Annotated in this window: 19 protein-coding genes, 1 tRNA gene and 1 pseudogene; 4 read left to right on the top strand and 17 right to left on the bottom strand. The window is 47.7% G+C overall.

The window, feature by feature from the left end:
- Window positions 1-27: 27 nt before the first annotated feature.
- Window positions 28-534, bottom strand: a complete 507-nt coding sequence (mug, locus tag L2I46_RS08740; RefSeq protein WP_002917636.1) for a G/U mismatch-specific DNA glycosylase — start codon at window positions 532-534, stop codon at window positions 28-30.
- Between the two features lie 124 nt (window positions 535-658).
- On the opposite strand from mug, the gene L2I46_RS08735 reads away from it, so the two are divergent.
- Window positions 659-734: transfer RNA gene (locus tag L2I46_RS08735), tRNA-Ile, on the top strand.
- A 112-nt stretch (window positions 735-846) separates the two neighbouring features.
- Here L2I46_RS08735 and L2I46_RS08730 read toward each other — a convergent pair.
- On the bottom strand, window positions 847-2133 hold the full coding sequence (locus L2I46_RS08730; protein WP_236947758.1) for a P2 family phage major capsid protein: 1287 nt from the start codon (window positions 2131-2133) through the stop codon (window positions 847-849).
- Between the two features lie 2 nt (window positions 2134-2135).
- Entirely contained in the window at window positions 2136-2870 is a 735-nt protein-coding gene (locus L2I46_RS08725; protein WP_080924475.1) for a hypothetical protein, read from the bottom strand.
- A 188-nt stretch (window positions 2871-3058) separates the two neighbouring features.
- On the opposite strand from L2I46_RS08725, the gene L2I46_RS08720 reads away from it, so the two are divergent.
- Window positions 3059-3310: a hypothetical protein gene (locus tag L2I46_RS08720; RefSeq protein ID WP_032731267.1), complete on the top strand. Its 252-nt coding sequence runs from the start codon at window positions 3059-3061 to the stop codon at window positions 3308-3310.
- On the opposite strand, the gene L2I46_RS08715 is transcribed toward L2I46_RS08720, so the two are convergent.
- Entirely contained in the window at window positions 3276-3542 is a 267-nt protein-coding gene (locus L2I46_RS08715; protein ID WP_048293574.1) for an ogr/Delta-like zinc finger family protein, read from the bottom strand. The two genes, L2I46_RS08720 and L2I46_RS08715, sit on opposite strands and share 35 nt — an antisense overlap.
- 447 nt (window positions 3543-3989) lie before the next feature.
- Between L2I46_RS08715 and L2I46_RS08710 the strand changes: the two genes are divergently transcribed.
- The gene (locus L2I46_RS08710; RefSeq protein ID WP_171882475.1) at window positions 3990-4130 is read left to right on the top strand and encodes a hypothetical protein; all 141 of its coding nucleotides are present in this window, start codon (window positions 3990-3992) and stop codon (window positions 4128-4130) included.
- Window positions 4131-4204: 74 nt separating this feature from the next.
- Window positions 4205-5557 carry a KAP family P-loop NTPase fold protein gene (locus L2I46_RS08705; RefSeq protein WP_080924476.1) on the top strand — a complete coding sequence of 451 codons (1353 nt, stop codon included), beginning with the start codon at window positions 4205-4207 and terminating at the stop codon, window positions 5555-5557.
- Between the two features lie 700 nt (window positions 5558-6257).
- Here L2I46_RS08705 and L2I46_RS08700 read toward each other — a convergent pair.
- The 13 genes and pseudogenes from L2I46_RS08700 to L2I46_RS08640 form a co-directional block, all read right to left on the bottom strand.
- Window positions 6258-7232, bottom strand: coding sequence for a phage integrase (locus tag L2I46_RS08700; RefSeq protein ID WP_048293576.1), 975 nt, complete (start codon window positions 7230-7232; stop codon window positions 6258-6260).
- A 20-nt stretch (window positions 7233-7252) separates the two neighbouring features.
- Window positions 7253-9919, bottom strand: coding sequence for a DUF927 domain-containing protein (locus tag L2I46_RS08695; RefSeq protein ID WP_080924477.1), 2667 nt, complete (start codon window positions 9917-9919; stop codon window positions 7253-7255).
- A gap of 66 nt (window positions 9920-9985) precedes the next feature.
- Entirely contained in the window at window positions 9986-10237 is a 252-nt protein-coding gene (locus L2I46_RS08690) for a hypothetical protein (protein WP_072072231.1), read from the bottom strand.
- Between the two features lie 79 nt (window positions 10238-10316).
- On the bottom strand, window positions 10317-10547 hold the full coding sequence (locus tag L2I46_RS08685) for a hypothetical protein (RefSeq protein WP_141438033.1): 231 nt from the start codon (window positions 10545-10547) through the stop codon (window positions 10317-10319).
- Window positions 10540-10734, bottom strand: coding sequence for a hypothetical protein (locus L2I46_RS08680; protein WP_141438039.1), 195 nt, complete (start codon window positions 10732-10734; stop codon window positions 10540-10542). Before L2I46_RS08680 ends, L2I46_RS08685 begins: the two co-directional genes overlap by 8 nt.
- Entirely contained in the window at window positions 10727-10918 is a 192-nt protein-coding gene (locus tag L2I46_RS08675) for a hypothetical protein (protein WP_171882477.1), read from the bottom strand. Before L2I46_RS08675 ends, L2I46_RS08680 begins: the two co-directional genes overlap by 8 nt.
- Window positions 10911-11108, bottom strand: a complete 198-nt coding sequence (locus L2I46_RS08670) for a host cell division inhibitor Icd-like protein (RefSeq protein WP_048293628.1) — start codon at window positions 11106-11108, stop codon at window positions 10911-10913. Before L2I46_RS08670 ends, L2I46_RS08675 begins: the two co-directional genes overlap by 8 nt.
- A 24-nt stretch (window positions 11109-11132) precedes the next feature.
- Window positions 11133-11390, bottom strand: a pseudogene (locus tag L2I46_RS08665) (ash family protein); the annotation flags it as partial.
- A 262-nt stretch (window positions 11391-11652) separates the two neighbouring features.
- Window positions 11653-11844 carry a helix-turn-helix domain-containing protein gene (locus L2I46_RS08660; RefSeq protein ID WP_032731274.1) on the bottom strand — a complete coding sequence of 64 codons (192 nt, stop codon included), beginning with the start codon at window positions 11842-11844 and terminating at the stop codon, window positions 11653-11655.
- A 160-nt stretch (window positions 11845-12004) separates the two neighbouring features.
- The gene (locus tag L2I46_RS08655; protein WP_233937939.1) at window positions 12005-12946 is read right to left on the bottom strand and encodes a hypothetical protein; all 942 of its coding nucleotides are present in this window, start codon (window positions 12944-12946) and stop codon (window positions 12005-12007) included.
- Entirely contained in the window at window positions 12943-14364 is a 1422-nt protein-coding gene (locus L2I46_RS08650) for a tyrosine-type recombinase/integrase (protein WP_110219524.1), read from the bottom strand. Before L2I46_RS08650 ends, L2I46_RS08655 begins: the two co-directional genes overlap by 4 nt.
- A gap of 398 nt (window positions 14365-14762) precedes the next feature.
- Entirely contained in the window at window positions 14763-15335 is a 573-nt protein-coding gene (locus tag L2I46_RS08645) for a GNAT family N-acetyltransferase (protein ID WP_064155335.1), read from the bottom strand.
- A 1-nt stretch (window position 15336) separates the two neighbouring features.
- Window positions 15337-16149, bottom strand: coding sequence for a sulfite exporter TauE/SafE family protein (locus L2I46_RS08640; protein ID WP_223825684.1), 813 nt, complete (start codon window positions 16147-16149; stop codon window positions 15337-15339).
- Between the last annotated feature and the right edge of the window lie 11 nt (window positions 16150-16160).

Genomic DNA, 16160 nt, shown 5'->3' with positions numbered 1-16160 from the left:
TCGCTCGGGGAAAGTCGCCCCTCTCCGCTACTGGCCGCGGGTCGCCAGGGCATCATCCAGTTCACGATAGGCCGCCACCAGCTTATCGAGCGTCGCCCGGTTTAAGCCGCTGGGATTGGGCAGCACCCACACCTGGGTCGTGCCGATGGTCATGGCCTGTTTCCCCCACTTCGCGCCGCGCTGGTTAAAGGCCAGCTCGAAGGCCTGCTTGCCGAGCACCGCCAGCGCCTGCGGCTGATACTCCTCAATCTTCCTCACCAGCTCACGGCCGCCGCTGCGCAGCTCCTGCAGGGCGACCTCGCTGGCCTGCACCGTCGGACGCTCAACCAGCATGGTGATGCCGCAGCGCGTATCCAGCAGCTGCAGCTCCTCTTCCGGCCTGAGCTGTCGGTCGGTAAACCCGGCCTGATGGATGACCTTCCAGAAGCGATTGCCAGGATGGGCAAAATGAAAGCCGGTATGGGCGGAGGACTTCCCCGGGTTGATACCGCAAAAGACAACGCGCAGGCCCGGCGCAAGGATATCGCTAATCATGTTTTCTCCGGCTGTATGGCTAAAACATGATTATAAAGGATTGAAAATGCATTGTTTATAAAAACAGCAGCTGCGCGCTTTACGCTGGATTGCAACCGTCAGTTACTTTATAATCCCTCGCCACGGCCCCTTAGCTCAGTGGTTAGAGCAGGCGACTCATAATCGCTTGGTCGTTGGTTCAAACCCAACAGGGGCCACCAAATAAAACAAAGGGTTACGATGGAAATCGTAACCCTTTGTTGTTTTCCAGGCTTCCTGTAGGCTACCTTTCACCGGTAATAATCGGCAATCAAGCAGAACATTCGCATACCATCAGCGCCAGTCGATACCATCAATCAGGCATCCTGCCTCGTAGTTTTCCACCATGTAGGCATCATTGCGCGATTCATACATCGCCAGGCGGTTATATTCCGGTTCGTCTTTCGCCTGCTTCCTGACGCCGTTCTTTTGCCAGTACAGCGAAATATTGCTCAGGGTCGTCACCCATACAGCATCGTCGGGAAAGAACGGCACCACAATGGCCGGAAGCCCGCCAATGGTGGGGTTCTTGAGCATAATGTCATTGATCAGCCGCTCGTAGTTTGGCCGGTCTGGCGAGAGGTGACGTACAAAAGGCCACTCCTTCCGAAACAGCGTCTCAGCGCTACAAATTGACACCAGACCGTTCCTGTACTGCTCCGCTATCGCCGACTGCCAGCCATCCAGCGCAAGGGCGTCAATGGTACCGTAATCCCCTGAAGTAATAATTTTGTTGCTCTCATCGCGGCCGGCAACCGAGAGGCCGCTGATAACTCGTTGAGGCGCTTCTTGTCGGTATTTCTCCAGCCAGCCGACCCCGCAATCCTGGCGCTTAGGATAAGCGCTGGCGTCGGAAGGATCGGCGTAATGGGTGCCATTAAAACCAACCAGAAGGCGATCCAGCGCTCTCTGGCGGTCAATGGCCGCCTTTACCAGTTCAGGATAGTTCTCAACGGTAGCCCATGATTCAAGGTCGGCATAAGGAATGCTGACGTCGAGATTCACCTTTTTGCACTGGTAGCGATGCGGTGCGAGTGATGCCGCATTCTGCGGATTGCGGCGCCCTGAATTATTGATATGAGCCAGAGGGCCGCCGGTGCCGACAAGAACCCGCTCCCCTTCCTGATCAGTAACGGGGAGGACATTAATTTTTGTCAGAAAATCCGTGCTGTGGTTGGCCGCCAGCTCGCCCGTCAGCGCCGGTGTGGGCGCGACCTCGCTATAGATGGCAATGGCTTCTTTACCCGGAACGGCGCCAAGCTGCACGACATCATCCCGGCTCACCGCCGTCAGAATATTACCAATCACCGTCAACATTGAGCGCTGATCCTGATCGCCCGGGATGACAGCGGCCGGCGGAGTCAGTCTCCCAGGCGCACTGGCGGAGAAAAAATGCGGGGAGGCATTGTTGCTGTTGTCCTCATTACGGGCCTGAAACTCTGAGTCGTTGGCCAGCCTAGAAATCTCCTCTCCCAGCTTCTTGTTCTCCCGTTCCAGTTCGGCCCGAATAGCCGGGGAAGCGGTTTTCATCGCCTCGATATTTTTGTAAAAGAGCGCACGGGCGCTATCGAGTGGATTCATGGTTAAGCTCCCCCTTGGCTCAGACCTTTACACGGCTCGCGGCCATCGGCCAGCGCCTGCATTTTCTGCGGGCTGGTACGCGCCATAGCCATTTGCGCGGCGGAAGGCGACCGGCGAATAACCTCTTTCATCACTGAGGGTACCGGGCCGGGGAACAACGAAAGTGGCGTTTCGGCATCCCCGGAGGCGGACTGAAGATGCTGTTCGGCAGGGTGTGAATTGTCGCTTTTTTTGACGTCATTGAGCACGTCTTTCAGCATGTTATCAAACTCATAGTCCATGCCCTGCGTCATGCAATGAAGCCCCCAGGCAATTTCCAGCAAAGGCCGCAGGCTACCCAGTAACGCCCGACACTCAGGCTCAATAACCAGAGCGCGCAGCTCCTTATGCTGGTTGATATATTCAAGCGCGGCTTGCCCAGTATCAAACCGGGCGGTAATTACCTCAGCCTGCGCCTTCTCAATCAGCGGGTTAATGCGCTCCAGTTTTTGCATCGCCATCCCGGAAAGGAACGTGGTGGTATCGGATGCCTCCGTTTCAACGCCACCAGACGCCAGGAGGTTACGCTCCCACTCGTCCGACTGGTGATGAGCTTCTTCTTTCAGGCTCTCACGAGTAGCCAGCAGGTTTTTCAGCGTGGTTTGTTTTTCAGCGAGTACGGCGTAGCAGCCTTCGAAATAAGCTCGCTTTTCATCAATATTTTCCGCCAGCGCGGTGATTTTCTTGTCAATGCTCATGCTCTGATCTCCTGATGTATCACAGTTTCACTGCACGCCTGTCAGCGTGAGGTTTCGCGGTTATCTTTCACCAGCTGCCGCAACTGTGTCGCGTCATAAAAGTTGTCAGGAGATGGGGACAACAAAAACTGTATTACAGTAAAAACAGGGCGACAGATAATGCCTCCAACCGGCGAAGAGGAGATGCCATGAAAAGCCCACCAAGAAATGAAAAGTCGATACTACGCAGCCTGCGCATCCCGCATGATATCGATAAGGCAATCCATCACGCGTCAGTTGCCGGCGCCTGCAGCTATTCCGCCTGCCTGATTGAGTTGATTCGCATGGGGCTGAGGAACGCCCACGCCGCAGCACCTTACGGGGTATCTGAGCGGGAGCGTATGGCTGAAGAGATGATAACGAGGATTAAAGGAGCTGCTCAGGGTCAGCGCCGGCCTTAACTGCCATCCCGTCGCCTTCTTTGTCAGGCGTAGGTGCTTTCTGTGGCGCTCCATCCCCGGCAATATCTCTGCGCCTTCGCTGGGGAATAAGTCCTTCGTAAGCGTTAAGCGTGGTAAACGCTGCGCTGCATTCAAGGTTCTGGCACTGGTGGTACTGTCGTACAGTGTAATCACTGAGGCGGCGGCTGGTTCGTGTGTGGGCAGTATGCCCACAATGAGGACAGGTAAACATAAATTCTCCCCACGGGGAGTTAGACTCAGCACCATTATCGCTAATTGCTCAGGGGGGGGGCAACTCCTCCCACCACATCACCATTTCTGGTTGTGTGGTACTGACCTGCAGCACCATCATTTCTCGCTGTATCGGCCAACCCGCAACACCTTCGCGTTATATCCCGAACCAGACACAGCCTGCGCCATTCTGGCGGGCTTTTTCCTGCGCGTTCACCCCATGCTCTGCGAAAGCTCGTGTTCGTCCAGCAGCTTTTGGTGAGGTATGTCGATCCCTGCCCTGCCCCCAAAGCGCGCGCTTGCTCCCCCGCCTCGCCCGCGCGCTAAACATGCGTCTTTTTGTGCACTTTGTGCGAACCATCCAGGCCCCGCCAGCACTGGCGCTGCGTGGCAAAAACGACGTGTCTAAAATTGTGCAAATTTGTGCACTTTTTTGCATGCTCTGATCATGGCTGATGGTATTATTTTAGAGATATTAACCGTTATACTTGTTTTATGGGCGTTGGCTACAGGAGATGCGATGGAGATAGTAACTTCTACTGAGTTTTTCTTAATTCATATTAAAACCACCATACGATTTAAGCAGTAACTTGCGATTGTGAATATGGCTACATTTTTTAATTCGATTATCAAATATAAGTTCAGTTTGAAGGAAATTAAACTATGAGAATGACCGCAGCAGTAAATTCCTTTTCTGATGGCTTTAGCGAAAGCGATGACATTTTTAATCGCAAAAAACTACATGACACAATTATCAGGGTGGCGACAAATGCACCTGATGCGAGCCTAGTTTTAGCACTTAATGATAAGTGGGGGAATGGAAAGACATCATTTGTCAAAATGATGTCTTCAGAAATCAAAAAAAACCACTCGGAACAGTTTGACGTTATTTATTTTGATGCTTTCGAAAGCGATTACCAATCAGACCCATTTATTGCTCTAACATCAAGAATTTACTCATTAATAAAAAATGAAGATTCAAAGCTTAAAAGCTTAGGACAAGAATTGTTATTAATAGGTAAAAAACTAGGTGCTTCATTTGCCCTGAACGGTGCTAAATTTGCCGTAAGCTCACTAACAAGTGGGTTAGTCTCAGGCACTTCGCTGGATAAATTTGGTAACAACATCTCAGAGGCCCTTACGTCTCCAATTGAAGATTATATAGAGGAGAAAATAAAAACCAGTGAAAATGAGTTAGCCACAATCCAACAATTCAGTGACGTATTAACCAAAATACATAAGGAAACTTCCAAAAAAATAATCTTCGTAGTTGATGAACTTGATCGCGCCCGTCCCGACTTCGCCTTAGATCTGTTAGAAAAAATAAAACATATATTCTCCGTTGAGGGGTTTGTATTTTTGCTTGTAATTAATCGCGAGCAGTTTGAGCGGAGTATTGAATGTCGCTACGGGAATATAAATGCACGACTCTACCTTAATAAGTTCATACATTACTGGTTTACTCTACCCAAAAAAAACCTCTTCACTGAAACATGTCTGAATGGATATGAACAATCAACCATAGCTCGACATCTTTTGTCTCTAGATCGTGGGAATAATTTATTATCTAGAAACGGAAAACTTGTCAACACCCTATCATACCTTTTGGAAAGCAATGACTGCTCACTGCGTGAAGCAGAGAGGTGCTATTCTGTTTTCTCTGTCATGTCCCGCCCCGATGAAATACTTGGATATAATATAGAGATATTTCTCGTTGCTTTTGGCATGGTTTCTTTCTTGAAGGTATGTAATGAGTCTCTTCTTAATGATATTGCATACAAAAGAATAAACCTTGAAGAATCCTTAATCAGGCTATCCATTAATAACGCACCTGAAATAACTGAAACATTATATATTGCAATGCTACTAAGATACCACTTCGCCACAGATAAGGAACTCTCCGAACCAGAAATGGCAAGGGAATATGCCTTTATGACTGGAATGCCTGGAAGGCGTATCAGGTGGCTTGAAACAATGTATGAGAAAATTGAAGGATTTACAGTTTCAAATTCATAATTTCGTATGGGGGGGTAATTATCTTTTGGCCTTTTGTTTGACCGCCTTCTTCCAGTGCGTGGCCAGGTCACGCACTGGCATATACTTGGAAGTTGATTTATCTTTCTCGCCTGCGTACCTCACTTTCACTATAGAGCAGTTCGCGGCCCCAGCGTGATAAGGAGGGCCAGCCAGGAATAAGGTATTTTGTTACTGATTGCTGATTTCTATTGAATTCACACTAAACGGCAGTTTTTTATCTTTTTTTAGGTATATGATCTTTTTTGGTGGGAACAGTGGGAACAGAGGGAACGTCGTTGATATTTAATGGTTATTTTTGTTCCCACCAACATTAACCAGTGGGAACAGGCTTACAAGAGGCGAAATAACTTATTGATTATAATCGTGTTCCCACTGTTCCCACCTGGGTACAGAAGGTGGGAACAGAAAAAAGCCTTTTAAATCATACCTGTTCCCACTGTTCCCACTGTTCCCACCGAAATATAATACTCGCGCGATACTTCTTTATTCTGGAAGGGTTGGTCTATCAATGCATGGTGCCTTTGATTGCGGCCGACGCTGCTGCGTACTCCTTGCAGCACGGTCACTTTTGACCGTGCTGGCCGTTCTATCGAGTACCGTCATCTTTGACCGTGCTGCAGATAAGTAGGAGCCGGCGATTAATCTGACCGGAAAAGGTGCGAGGCGGGAAGCATTGATTTCAAACCAGGGTTGCGACTGGGTTAAATCTTACGGCATCAATTAAGTAATCTGGTGAAAAATGCGCATAGGTCATAGTTTGCTGAATCTTAGAGTGACCAAGTATTTTGTTCAGGGTCAAAATGTTACCGCCATTCATCATAAAATGAGCGCTAAATGTATGACGCAACACATGTACCGCCTGTCCTTTCGGTAAATCTGGTTTTATCGCTTTGAGTATTTTGCGGTATTCGGAGTAATCAACATCAAAGAGCCTTCCAGCATGCTTGGTTTTGACATAACTCATAACATCATCCCCGACAGGAACAGTACGTGGTTTTCCATTTTTAGTTTTAGTGAATGTAACTTTCCCATGCAACATGTTTTGAGCCAACATATTAACAGACTCCCCCCACCGACCTCCCGTACTCAAACACAGCACAGTAAGGCGACGAGCATCACCACTAACCGCTGATAAAAGAGCTTTTATTTCCTGAGTACTGAGGTAAGACATTTCTGGCCTCTCCTCCCTGAGATCAGCAACACCTTTGAGCGGATTCTCCAAATAAATTTCCTCGGATTCTATGAGCACTCGAAACATTCCTCTCAGCGTGCTTAGATCCCTGTTAATAGTTGATGCTTTCGCACCATCATAGAGACGCTGACTTTTATACTCCGCAATGAATCCCTTGCTCATTTTTGAAAGCCGAGGGTCGTCCATATCGCTTATAACTTTTATAAGCTCCCGCCGCCTCTTATCTCCGTATTTATTGCTGCGCCCCGAAAGCACCCACCATTTTTCGAGTAACTCACTCAATCGCCTGTGATCTGTTGGTTTTTCGAGCCAATGTTTGTCATTCATGTGGCTGATAACATACCGTTCAAAAGCGACGGCATCTGATTTCTTATTGAAAATTCTCTGTATACGACGCCCGGCTACGCCGTGAGGCCTGATATCTACCTTGTATCGTTCATTACTTATTTTTTTAACCGACATAGATAATCCCTCCGCACAAATTAACCGACAACATCACTTTTAAACACATATACCCATTTGGAACCGATCTCCGGCAACCTTACCTTGCACTGGAGCCGCTTTCCATCATCCGTATCCAGCCATCCCGCCTCGCTACATAAGCGGGCAGTTTTAACCGTATCAGACGTACCGCAGATCTCTTTCCAGCCACTGGGTAGGATGTAATATTTGGTGTCCGTTTCCGTATTGTTATTGCCTTTAGTGACACGGCGAAACCCCACCATATTAGCGGGCCGGTTCTTTTCATCTTCCGTCCATTCAGCAAAGCGGGTGTACTGATTACCGGTGATAAATCGTCGCACTTTTTCTAGCGCATCGGCATCTTCCTGGTTGGCGGTGTGTCCGCGATCCTGTATCCACGCATCAAGACATTTTCTGGCTGCGTACTCAGCCTCGCCGGGTTCCCAGCCGGTTATACCAGCTTCAGTTGCCAGCTCACCCGCAACAGCCAGCAGAGCAAAACGGTCAACTACACGCCCCACCTGATTACCAGCATTTTCAGGCAGAAGTGTTTTCTCATATTTTTTGCGCAAGCCCCTGGCCCGCTCCGTTACCGCGTTGAGGTTAGCTGTCAGCCAGCGCAGCCAGTCGCGGAATACCGCGCCATGATATTGCCTGCTCGCCTGTTCAAGGTGCTCAGCAAAGGCTTTACCCCCGCCGAATCCGTGTAGTTCCTCAAAGGCACCGAACTGGCCGGTATTGCTGGGGATCTGCACCATCCTGACCCCAACCCCGGCACCGGTGCGACGTTCGCCCGCCTCGGCTGCATGCTCGGCAATGGAGACCTCGCCAGTGGAGAGAAATAAAAGCGTCCACTGCGCCTGTTCACGCGGGCTTCCATCCACCCTCGCCCTTGCCTTACCCTGGCCGTTACCCAGCATGTAAGCAATACGGCTGGCCTCTTTACCGTCAACCTCGCTGATCTCGTCGAGCATCAGCACGGCGTCATTACGGCGTAGCGCTATTCCCTCCAGCGCGTTCCCCGTCGCACGCCACGTTTTCCAGTAATCGGGCCCACCACAGACAGAAGCGGCAACTTTCATTGTGGTGGTTTTACCATCGGTGGATTCACCCTTGAGGTGATACCCACCCCCGCCCATCCCCAGCAACGTCAGCAGGGGGGCGGCAAATGCCAGACTCACGCAAAACACTAGGCGGGAATTACCCGCACAGTAACGGCCTACATGCTTCATCCACTCGCGGGTGTCGCCGCTGACCCTGAAATCATTTTTTGATGACCGGGCCGCCTGAAAAATGACCGATCCCGTTTCACCGCCAATCACCTCGCCGTTGAGTACATAAGAGCCACCGTACCAGCCCGTTTTCTCCACACAGGTGACTTTACGCACCGGCCGACAGGTGGCGATATACTCCATCAGCAACCCTCGGGCGGAACCGTTCACGCTGATAAAGTGAAGGCCATTTTCAAGCAGTACTTCGCGCAGATCCTGACCGGCACCAGCCAGTACCGTCATGGGCATGGCCCATTCGTGACGAGAGCCGTTGGAATCATCCCACTCAAGAAGACGCCCGAAATTCCCCCCATCAGCGTCGCAGGTAATCGCTGTCACTTTTAGTGGGCTGCAAATCTTTATCTGCTGTACCTGGCCGCTTTCGCTTCCGTCATTACGGGTACGCTCACACCACAGAAATTCTTTCGTCAGCCTGAAGCCAGGAGGCAGACGGGTTTCCGTATCACCCGGATTAAACATTTCTTCAGCAAAGGACTCCCGCGCCCGCTGTACACCAAAATCACGGCGATAATCATCCCAGTCTGCTTTTGCTCTGCCCGGGGGGATACTGACCCAACCTTTAACAGCAAGCGCAGCCTTGATTGCCACTTCCCGCCCTTCATTGGGCTTACCGTCCATAAAATCATTATCACCGGCAATAATAATCTGCGCTTCAGGCCATCTCTCCCGCACCGCTTCTGCCGCTGCTTTGAGGTTAGTTTTAGACAGCGCCGCCAACGGCCAGGCATCACTGAGCAGAGAAACGGAAACAGCCGTACCGTAACCTTCAGCAATAGCTACCTTTTCGGGTGCCTCCTCCGGGAAATCACTCACAGGGATAAAGCAACCGGAATATTTAGAGCCCTTCATCAGGCTTTTCACGCCATCACCACTGATCAGCTGAATCCCGGTTATCGCTCCCTGACTGTTTTTAACCGGCAACATGAGTGATCCCGCCGGATATTTTTCACCGCCGGCCATCAGTTCTCTTGTTGAAAGTCTGGATACATATCCGGTCAGCCCCTTACTCACAAGATAGGGGCTCTCTCCTGCCACCGACTGACCGAAAATCGCAGGCCAGTTAATAGGTGTCGCCTGCCTTGCAGCTTCTTTTCTGGCGGGGGTATTTACCTCCGGTGCAGACGGCAGACATTCAGCTATACGAGCTGCGGCGGGGACGGTATCAATATCAAGAACCAACTTCACAATATCAATACCATCACCACTGCCACAATGATTACAGAACCACGTTCCGCGGCCATCTTTATTATCAAAACGGAAACGATCTTTACCTCCACATTTCGGGCAGGGGCCATGCTTTCCCCCTTCAGGTATTTTTATGCCAAGAATCTGAAGAATGAACTCCCATTTACCAACAGACTGCTTGCTAATTTCTGATACTTTGATATTCTTCATGTCGTAACCTTTTTCAGTAAATACATTAAGCGCCGCTTGCCACGGCGCTTTTTTCTTATCTGCTCATCACCCCGATTTCTTATCCAGAAAGTCATTACAAATACCCATAGACTTCACTTCCTGTAAAACATCGGAGACATCCTGACTGATATAACTAAAAATATCCGGAATCCATAAAAGTGGCGCTGCATTAACCTCACACCGACGAATATGTAAATGCATCTGGAATGCGACATTACTCGCGCGATTCAGTTTATGATAACTCTCGATACTGAGGTGAGATGGGTTGACGTTATGAATACGATTATTAGTTTTCATTATATAGTCCTCTTTCGACGGATGAAGTTATCCCCCGAAATGATTTCGGTTTAAGTTAAGATGAATTAACTACAGTTTATCAGTGCAGCTTGCTGATTAGTGGTGATGTTATTTCCAGCACTCTGAGGGCCTTAAAGTACGTTAACCCCTCCCAGCGTAATTGAGCTGTTGCCAGAATTATCGCCTCATCACGATTAAGCGCTTCTACGGTTGCCTCTGCACTGCGCGTATAGCCTTTTGACGTTACTGCATAACCGGAAACCAGATATTTTTTATTACGTGTTACTTTGCCGCGAAAAATGTCAGCCATGTTTCACCTTCCCAACCGTCACCGTATATTCGTTATCGTCTAAATAACGCCCATTAAAGGTAATGTCATCAACAAGCCTTCTGGCTGTTTTGAACGCTTTACCCGGTGAATTATATTTTTTTGAATGACGGTAAAAATTGATTTCACCGGTGATTACATTTCTGGCTTTTACATGAATCTCATACATGACTCCCCCCCACAACTTTAACCCTGCATTCGTGCGTGGTCTTGCCGTCATCGCCTTTACGAACATAGGCCATTTTATTTGCATCAATCCAGGCTTCATCACTGGTTTTATAGCGCCAGTTATGCACCAGCTCTCGCTGATCACCGTTTTGATAATTGATGAGTGTGATAATGAGTTTAAACATGAACCACCTCGCGAACCGGCAGACGACCGGCGAAAGAGGCGATAAAATCACGCGCTATAACGCGGCGTGCGCTTGTGAGATCAGGGGCGGTGACTTCCTTACGCTGCGGCTTCGCCAACACGTCAGAACGGCGGACAGCAAGAAAGATCCAGATAAATTGAGGGTGCAAAGAGATAGGGGTAGTAGCCATAAGGCAACCTCCGATAACAGCGCTAAGTACGCTATCGCCGGAGTTTCCACGCTCAGTGGCGATAGCCCAGACGGGGGTGGAAATACCGGCGTTATCGGAAACCGGCCAGCCCGAAGGCTGCCCCGCCTGAGCTACCATTGACATGGCGGAGTGGTGCGCTACCTGTTCATGCCCGGCAATTGAATGGCCGGAGTGAACGCACCACGCCATAATATGGCGCTCTGTGGCGTTGATTACGACGTAAAAAAAGACGCATGGCGCGTCTGTCGTCGCCGATAACATACACGGGTTTCCACGCCCGGTTGCCGATTTTGCGGCAACGTCTGGATTCTGCGATCCATCGGGCGAGGTTGTCAAACAGTATTTTGAATTTATTTTGTCATGTGGCATGATGATTACCTCCGGTGCGGCCTTGTTTGCTCTTCGTTCATATGCCTGTCAGCCTGCCGGTAATTTGAGTTCATAGTAGTGCTGAAATGCATTACCCCGAAGCCCGCTCTCTCCAGCGGGCTTTTATTTTTCTCGCTTACGGTGATGTGGCATATCACGCCTGCAATCGACGGGTTGACTTTAAGTAGTCATCAAGGTCACTTTTGAGATAGATAACCTTTTTGAGGCCAGCCTTGTAATAAGGCAGTTTGACTTTCCCTGTACAAGCCCAGTTAGCCATTGTGGCGGTTGAAACACCGATATAGCTCGCAGCTTCTTTGCGGGTCATGCGGTCTCGAATTTCCATAGTGATTACCTTTCATTGATTTGAATCGACGCAAAACAGAATAAATCGAGACAAAACAAGAAAATAAGATCACATGAGAAAATGATATTATCATTAACAAAATGATTCTACTCATTTAGAAAATGGAACTATGACCATTAACCAAATGAGTTTTTTAAAATCAATAAGTTACACCTTCAAGCTTCAAGTTGCCATCATGCTTTCCTTGCGAGTCCTGACCCGTTAACTCCCGATGTTCTTTGATCCATCTCCTTAACTGGTTTTCTGATATCCGCCAATTTTTCCTTTCGGGATGGTTATGGCGATATTCCTCTAAATGTGCTCCGAGCTTCTCAGTCAATGCGTAAGTCGTTGCATTTGGATTTTTAAGCAACGTTGCGTCAACGATCTTAATAATATATGAATGCAACTCGGGGTTTCTTGGGCCTTTTTTGGGTGATAATCTTACTTTACTTTCTCCTTGCCCATTTTTATGTCGAATATCACTATTGTCGCGAAAAAACTCAATCAGAATATTTGTGTATGGTGACACTATAACTCTACCAACAACATAATCCGAGATCAGAGAAAAAACTTCTGTTTCATAAGAAAAATAATCATCCTTCAGACAAACACCACCAGAAAGAATTTTTATCTCTCTCTCTTCAATAAAAACTAAACCGTTATCATTTAAAAAGTCGCGAATAGATGAAATCACAACGTTCGGTGAAATTAAACGTTCACCATTGAATTTTAATTTAAGGTGTGCACTCATTTCATTAAATTTAATGTTAATTTTTTTATCTAGCTCATCTTTGGCAATGCGGATAATAAATTCAAAAAAAGAAATTATATCTTTGCCATCAACATAATATTGCTCTAATAAATCTCTAACGGTGTCTAATGTTCCAATACCATTAAATCCATATTTATGTATAGAAAATAAAAATTGCGTGGCAATAGAATCAAGTTCATCTACCGACATCAATGCCCCTTCAATTAAATTATTCTTTCTGAATGAGATCCAACTGTCCACAGCAAGGCTCTGTATATCAAAAAATTCAGCAGGCACCCTGATATTGGTCACTTGAGGCTCATTCTGATTGATAGTTTTTCTTTTCATTTTCCACCTCTTTTCATATCATCAATGAATCTTAAAACTAACTCAGTTTCCTCCGGACTAAGACTATCGAGAAAACCCGCTCTAGAATCCTCATGTATTTTTATAAGTCCAGCCTCTTTTAATATTTTTGTTTCAATAATTTTTGCTGGTTCGAGAAGTTCCTCAACAGGAAAGATAAGATAGCCTTGTGTTTGATCTGAACTTTTATAGTTACGTGCTGACTTGTGATTCATTAACCGCTTGAGTATATAGGTTCCGACCCCGCTTAATTCGGCTAAGGTTGCAAAAGTGCGTCTTGCATCATGGCATGTAAATTCTATGGGGTTCTCATTTATATTATTCCCGCTATTTGTTTTTTCAACAATCTTATCAATTGCTCTGCGAGGGTCAGTTATCCTGCCCCCTTTCGCCGCAGGAAAAACATAGTTATTATTATCAACTCTGTATTTTCTTCTTCTGGTAAGAATAGTTAACAGAGTATTAGTTAGGGGAAGTTCAAGCGGTTCGCCGTTCTTTGTTTTGTCTATCCAAAAATATCCTCCATCAATATTTACCCTATCCCATTCCAAGCCGAACACCTCACCACGCCGTAGACCTGTAAATAACGCCATATCAAGAGCATCGCAAATTGCAGCGATATGATCATCCCGGTTAAGTTCAGCTTCCTCTCTGACGTCCTTAACAGCTGTCAGCCATCGGCCTAATTCATGATTGCGGATGCGTGTATTCTTTCTGGTTAAGCCGTGCCATTGCCGCTTTGTGCTTAATGCAATGGTAGGGGGATCAGGTAATAATTTAATACCCTCATCATCACGATAATTATCGTAGGAAAAATTATATACAGCCCTCAGCGACCGGCCCCACAAATCAGCTTGGGCTTTACTCCCAGATCCGACGCCTTTGCGTAGCTTAGATAATTCAGCTCCGAACCAAACCATACCTTCCGTAATAGCTTTATGCCGGCTCTGAGTATCATCTCTTGAGATTTTGGCAATTGGTCTATCTAACCAGTCACCTGAAAAATTGGTGAGCAAACGCCGGTACTGATTGGCCGTTGTTTCTTTTAGTCTATCTCCGCGGGTTTCAATATATAGTTCCATTGCTTCGCGAAGAGTAACACTGGCCCTTTCAGCTTCCCTCTTTGTTTCGTTCGGGTTCTTTCCTGTCGTCCCAATACCTCCGAGCGTTTCAAGAGCCATCGTCCGGGCTTGCTCAACAGATATCTCCGGGAACCGGCCCAACGCAGTTCTGATGAACTTCCCTTTAAGTTTTCTGACGGCATAGAACGTCTTCAAGCCAGTAGCCCCGACCCTGAGGCGCAACCCTCTAACGTGACTATCGTAATATTCGTCCTGCTTGCCTTTTGGTGCGTGTGGCAACTCGTTTATCTTGGATTTTGTGAACTTGAAGGACTCCATTATCTGCCCCTGTAAAAATCGCGCCGAAATCGCTTGGTGCATGACCCAAAAAGCCAGGCTCCCTATAGGCTACCTCAGAACGTTAATAAAAGGGAATAAACGTGATTTTACGTTAGTAATCACAAACCATTAATTAATTGAATTAAAACAAAATATACATAATGAGAACAAACGAAAATATATCAGGTTTTTTCTCATAATCGCTTGGTCGTTGGTTCAAACCCAACAGGGGCCACCAGATATCAAGGGCTTACGTGAAAACGTAGGCCCTTTTCCTTTTCCAGACGCCCCTGAAAAGAGCAGAATCCGGTCAGCCACCGGCCAAACCCGGACCTTCGCTTATGCCGGCAGGCGCCGAAGACGCCCGCCGGGTCTGCCGCAATGTATCAGCCCACCTCTCAGGAGGTCGGTAACGCCATCATGTGGTACTTATTGCCATTGAAGTGAAAGAAACCGACGTCCTCAAACTGGTTGCGGGTATGAAATGCATACGAGCGCGGGTTCAGCACATTGACAAAGGTAACGATGACGGGATAACGCGGTGCAAACACCTTGCGTTGATACTCAAGCAGCATCTCGCCTACGCCCTGGCCACGATACTCTTCTGCGACACAGATGGGGCCATACTGGTATGAGCTAACCGCATCCAGATTTTTTCCCTGGTAGTGATATTCATTGAGAATACTTGCCATGTATTTAAACATGGGCCAGGGGCTGAGAAATTCCCACGATCCACCAAGCAACAGGCCAATGACCTTGTCGCATGTACTATCAACCGCAATCACCACACCACTTTCGGCTGAACGCAGTTCATTTAACTGCTGCTCCGTCATATCGGTGGTGACAAATCCATTCGCCCGTTGCTCTCCCGCAAGATTTTTTGCGTGATAGCGCTCCAGCAGTTGTTTCACCTCTGGAATGTCAGAGTCTTGCGCCAGCCGCACGACGATATTTTCATTGCCCATTGCCATTTCATACTCCTGTAAAATATTTTACTGAAAGCGTCACCATCATCGCACCCACGGTGACAAAGAGAACTTTACGGATAATTTCACCATTGGTTTTAATGGCATGCAGACTGCCAATGTGATTACCAGCCAGACTGGCAATAATCATCGGAATGCCGATTAAATAAGCCATCTTACCGGCAATCGCAAAGGCAACAAACGCCCCTATATTGGATGCAAAATTAAAGATTTTGCTGGTCGCGGATGCCTGCAGCAGTCCAAACTTATTAATAACCGTTAAGGCAATGATGAAAAGGCTACCGGTCCCAGGGCCAAAAAAACCATCATAAAAACCCACGATAAAACACACTACAAAGATTGCCAGAAAGTTAGTCCTGGCAGAGTCGTCTGCGGACTCTTTAATTTTTCCCTTAATCGTTGCTGCGAGTAAACCAACGGGTAATAGCACCACAATGACGATCGATAAGGTCTCCACAGGCAAAAGTAATATCACCTTCGCGCCCACATAGGCTCCCGCCAGGGCAGAAATTAATCCCGCAGGGATAACGCGCCAGATAACAGACTTATTTTTAACAAAATTCTTAATGGCAGCGATGGTACCTATAGTACTGACCAGTTTTTCCTGTCCCAGCGCAAGCTGAGGTGGTAGCCCTGTCAGGATAAAGGCTGGAATTAACACGAGTCCAGCACCGCCAGCAATCGCATCAATATAGCCCGCGATAAATGATGCAATAACCAGCAGGATCACCCCGAGAACAAGGTAATGAGCAATAACGCTTCCCTCAATGAACATTGAGTGATTAACTAAATCTGACATTTTTTGTTCCG

Origin of the sequence: Klebsiella sp. 2019SCSN059 (genome assembly GCF_021739525.1) — a bacterium.
Taxonomy (GTDB): Bacteria; Pseudomonadota; Gammaproteobacteria; order Enterobacterales; family Enterobacteriaceae; genus Klebsiella; species Klebsiella quasipneumoniae.
The sequence above is the reverse complement of the archived record's forward strand: the minus strand, read 5'-3'. Positions and strand labels throughout refer to the sequence as shown.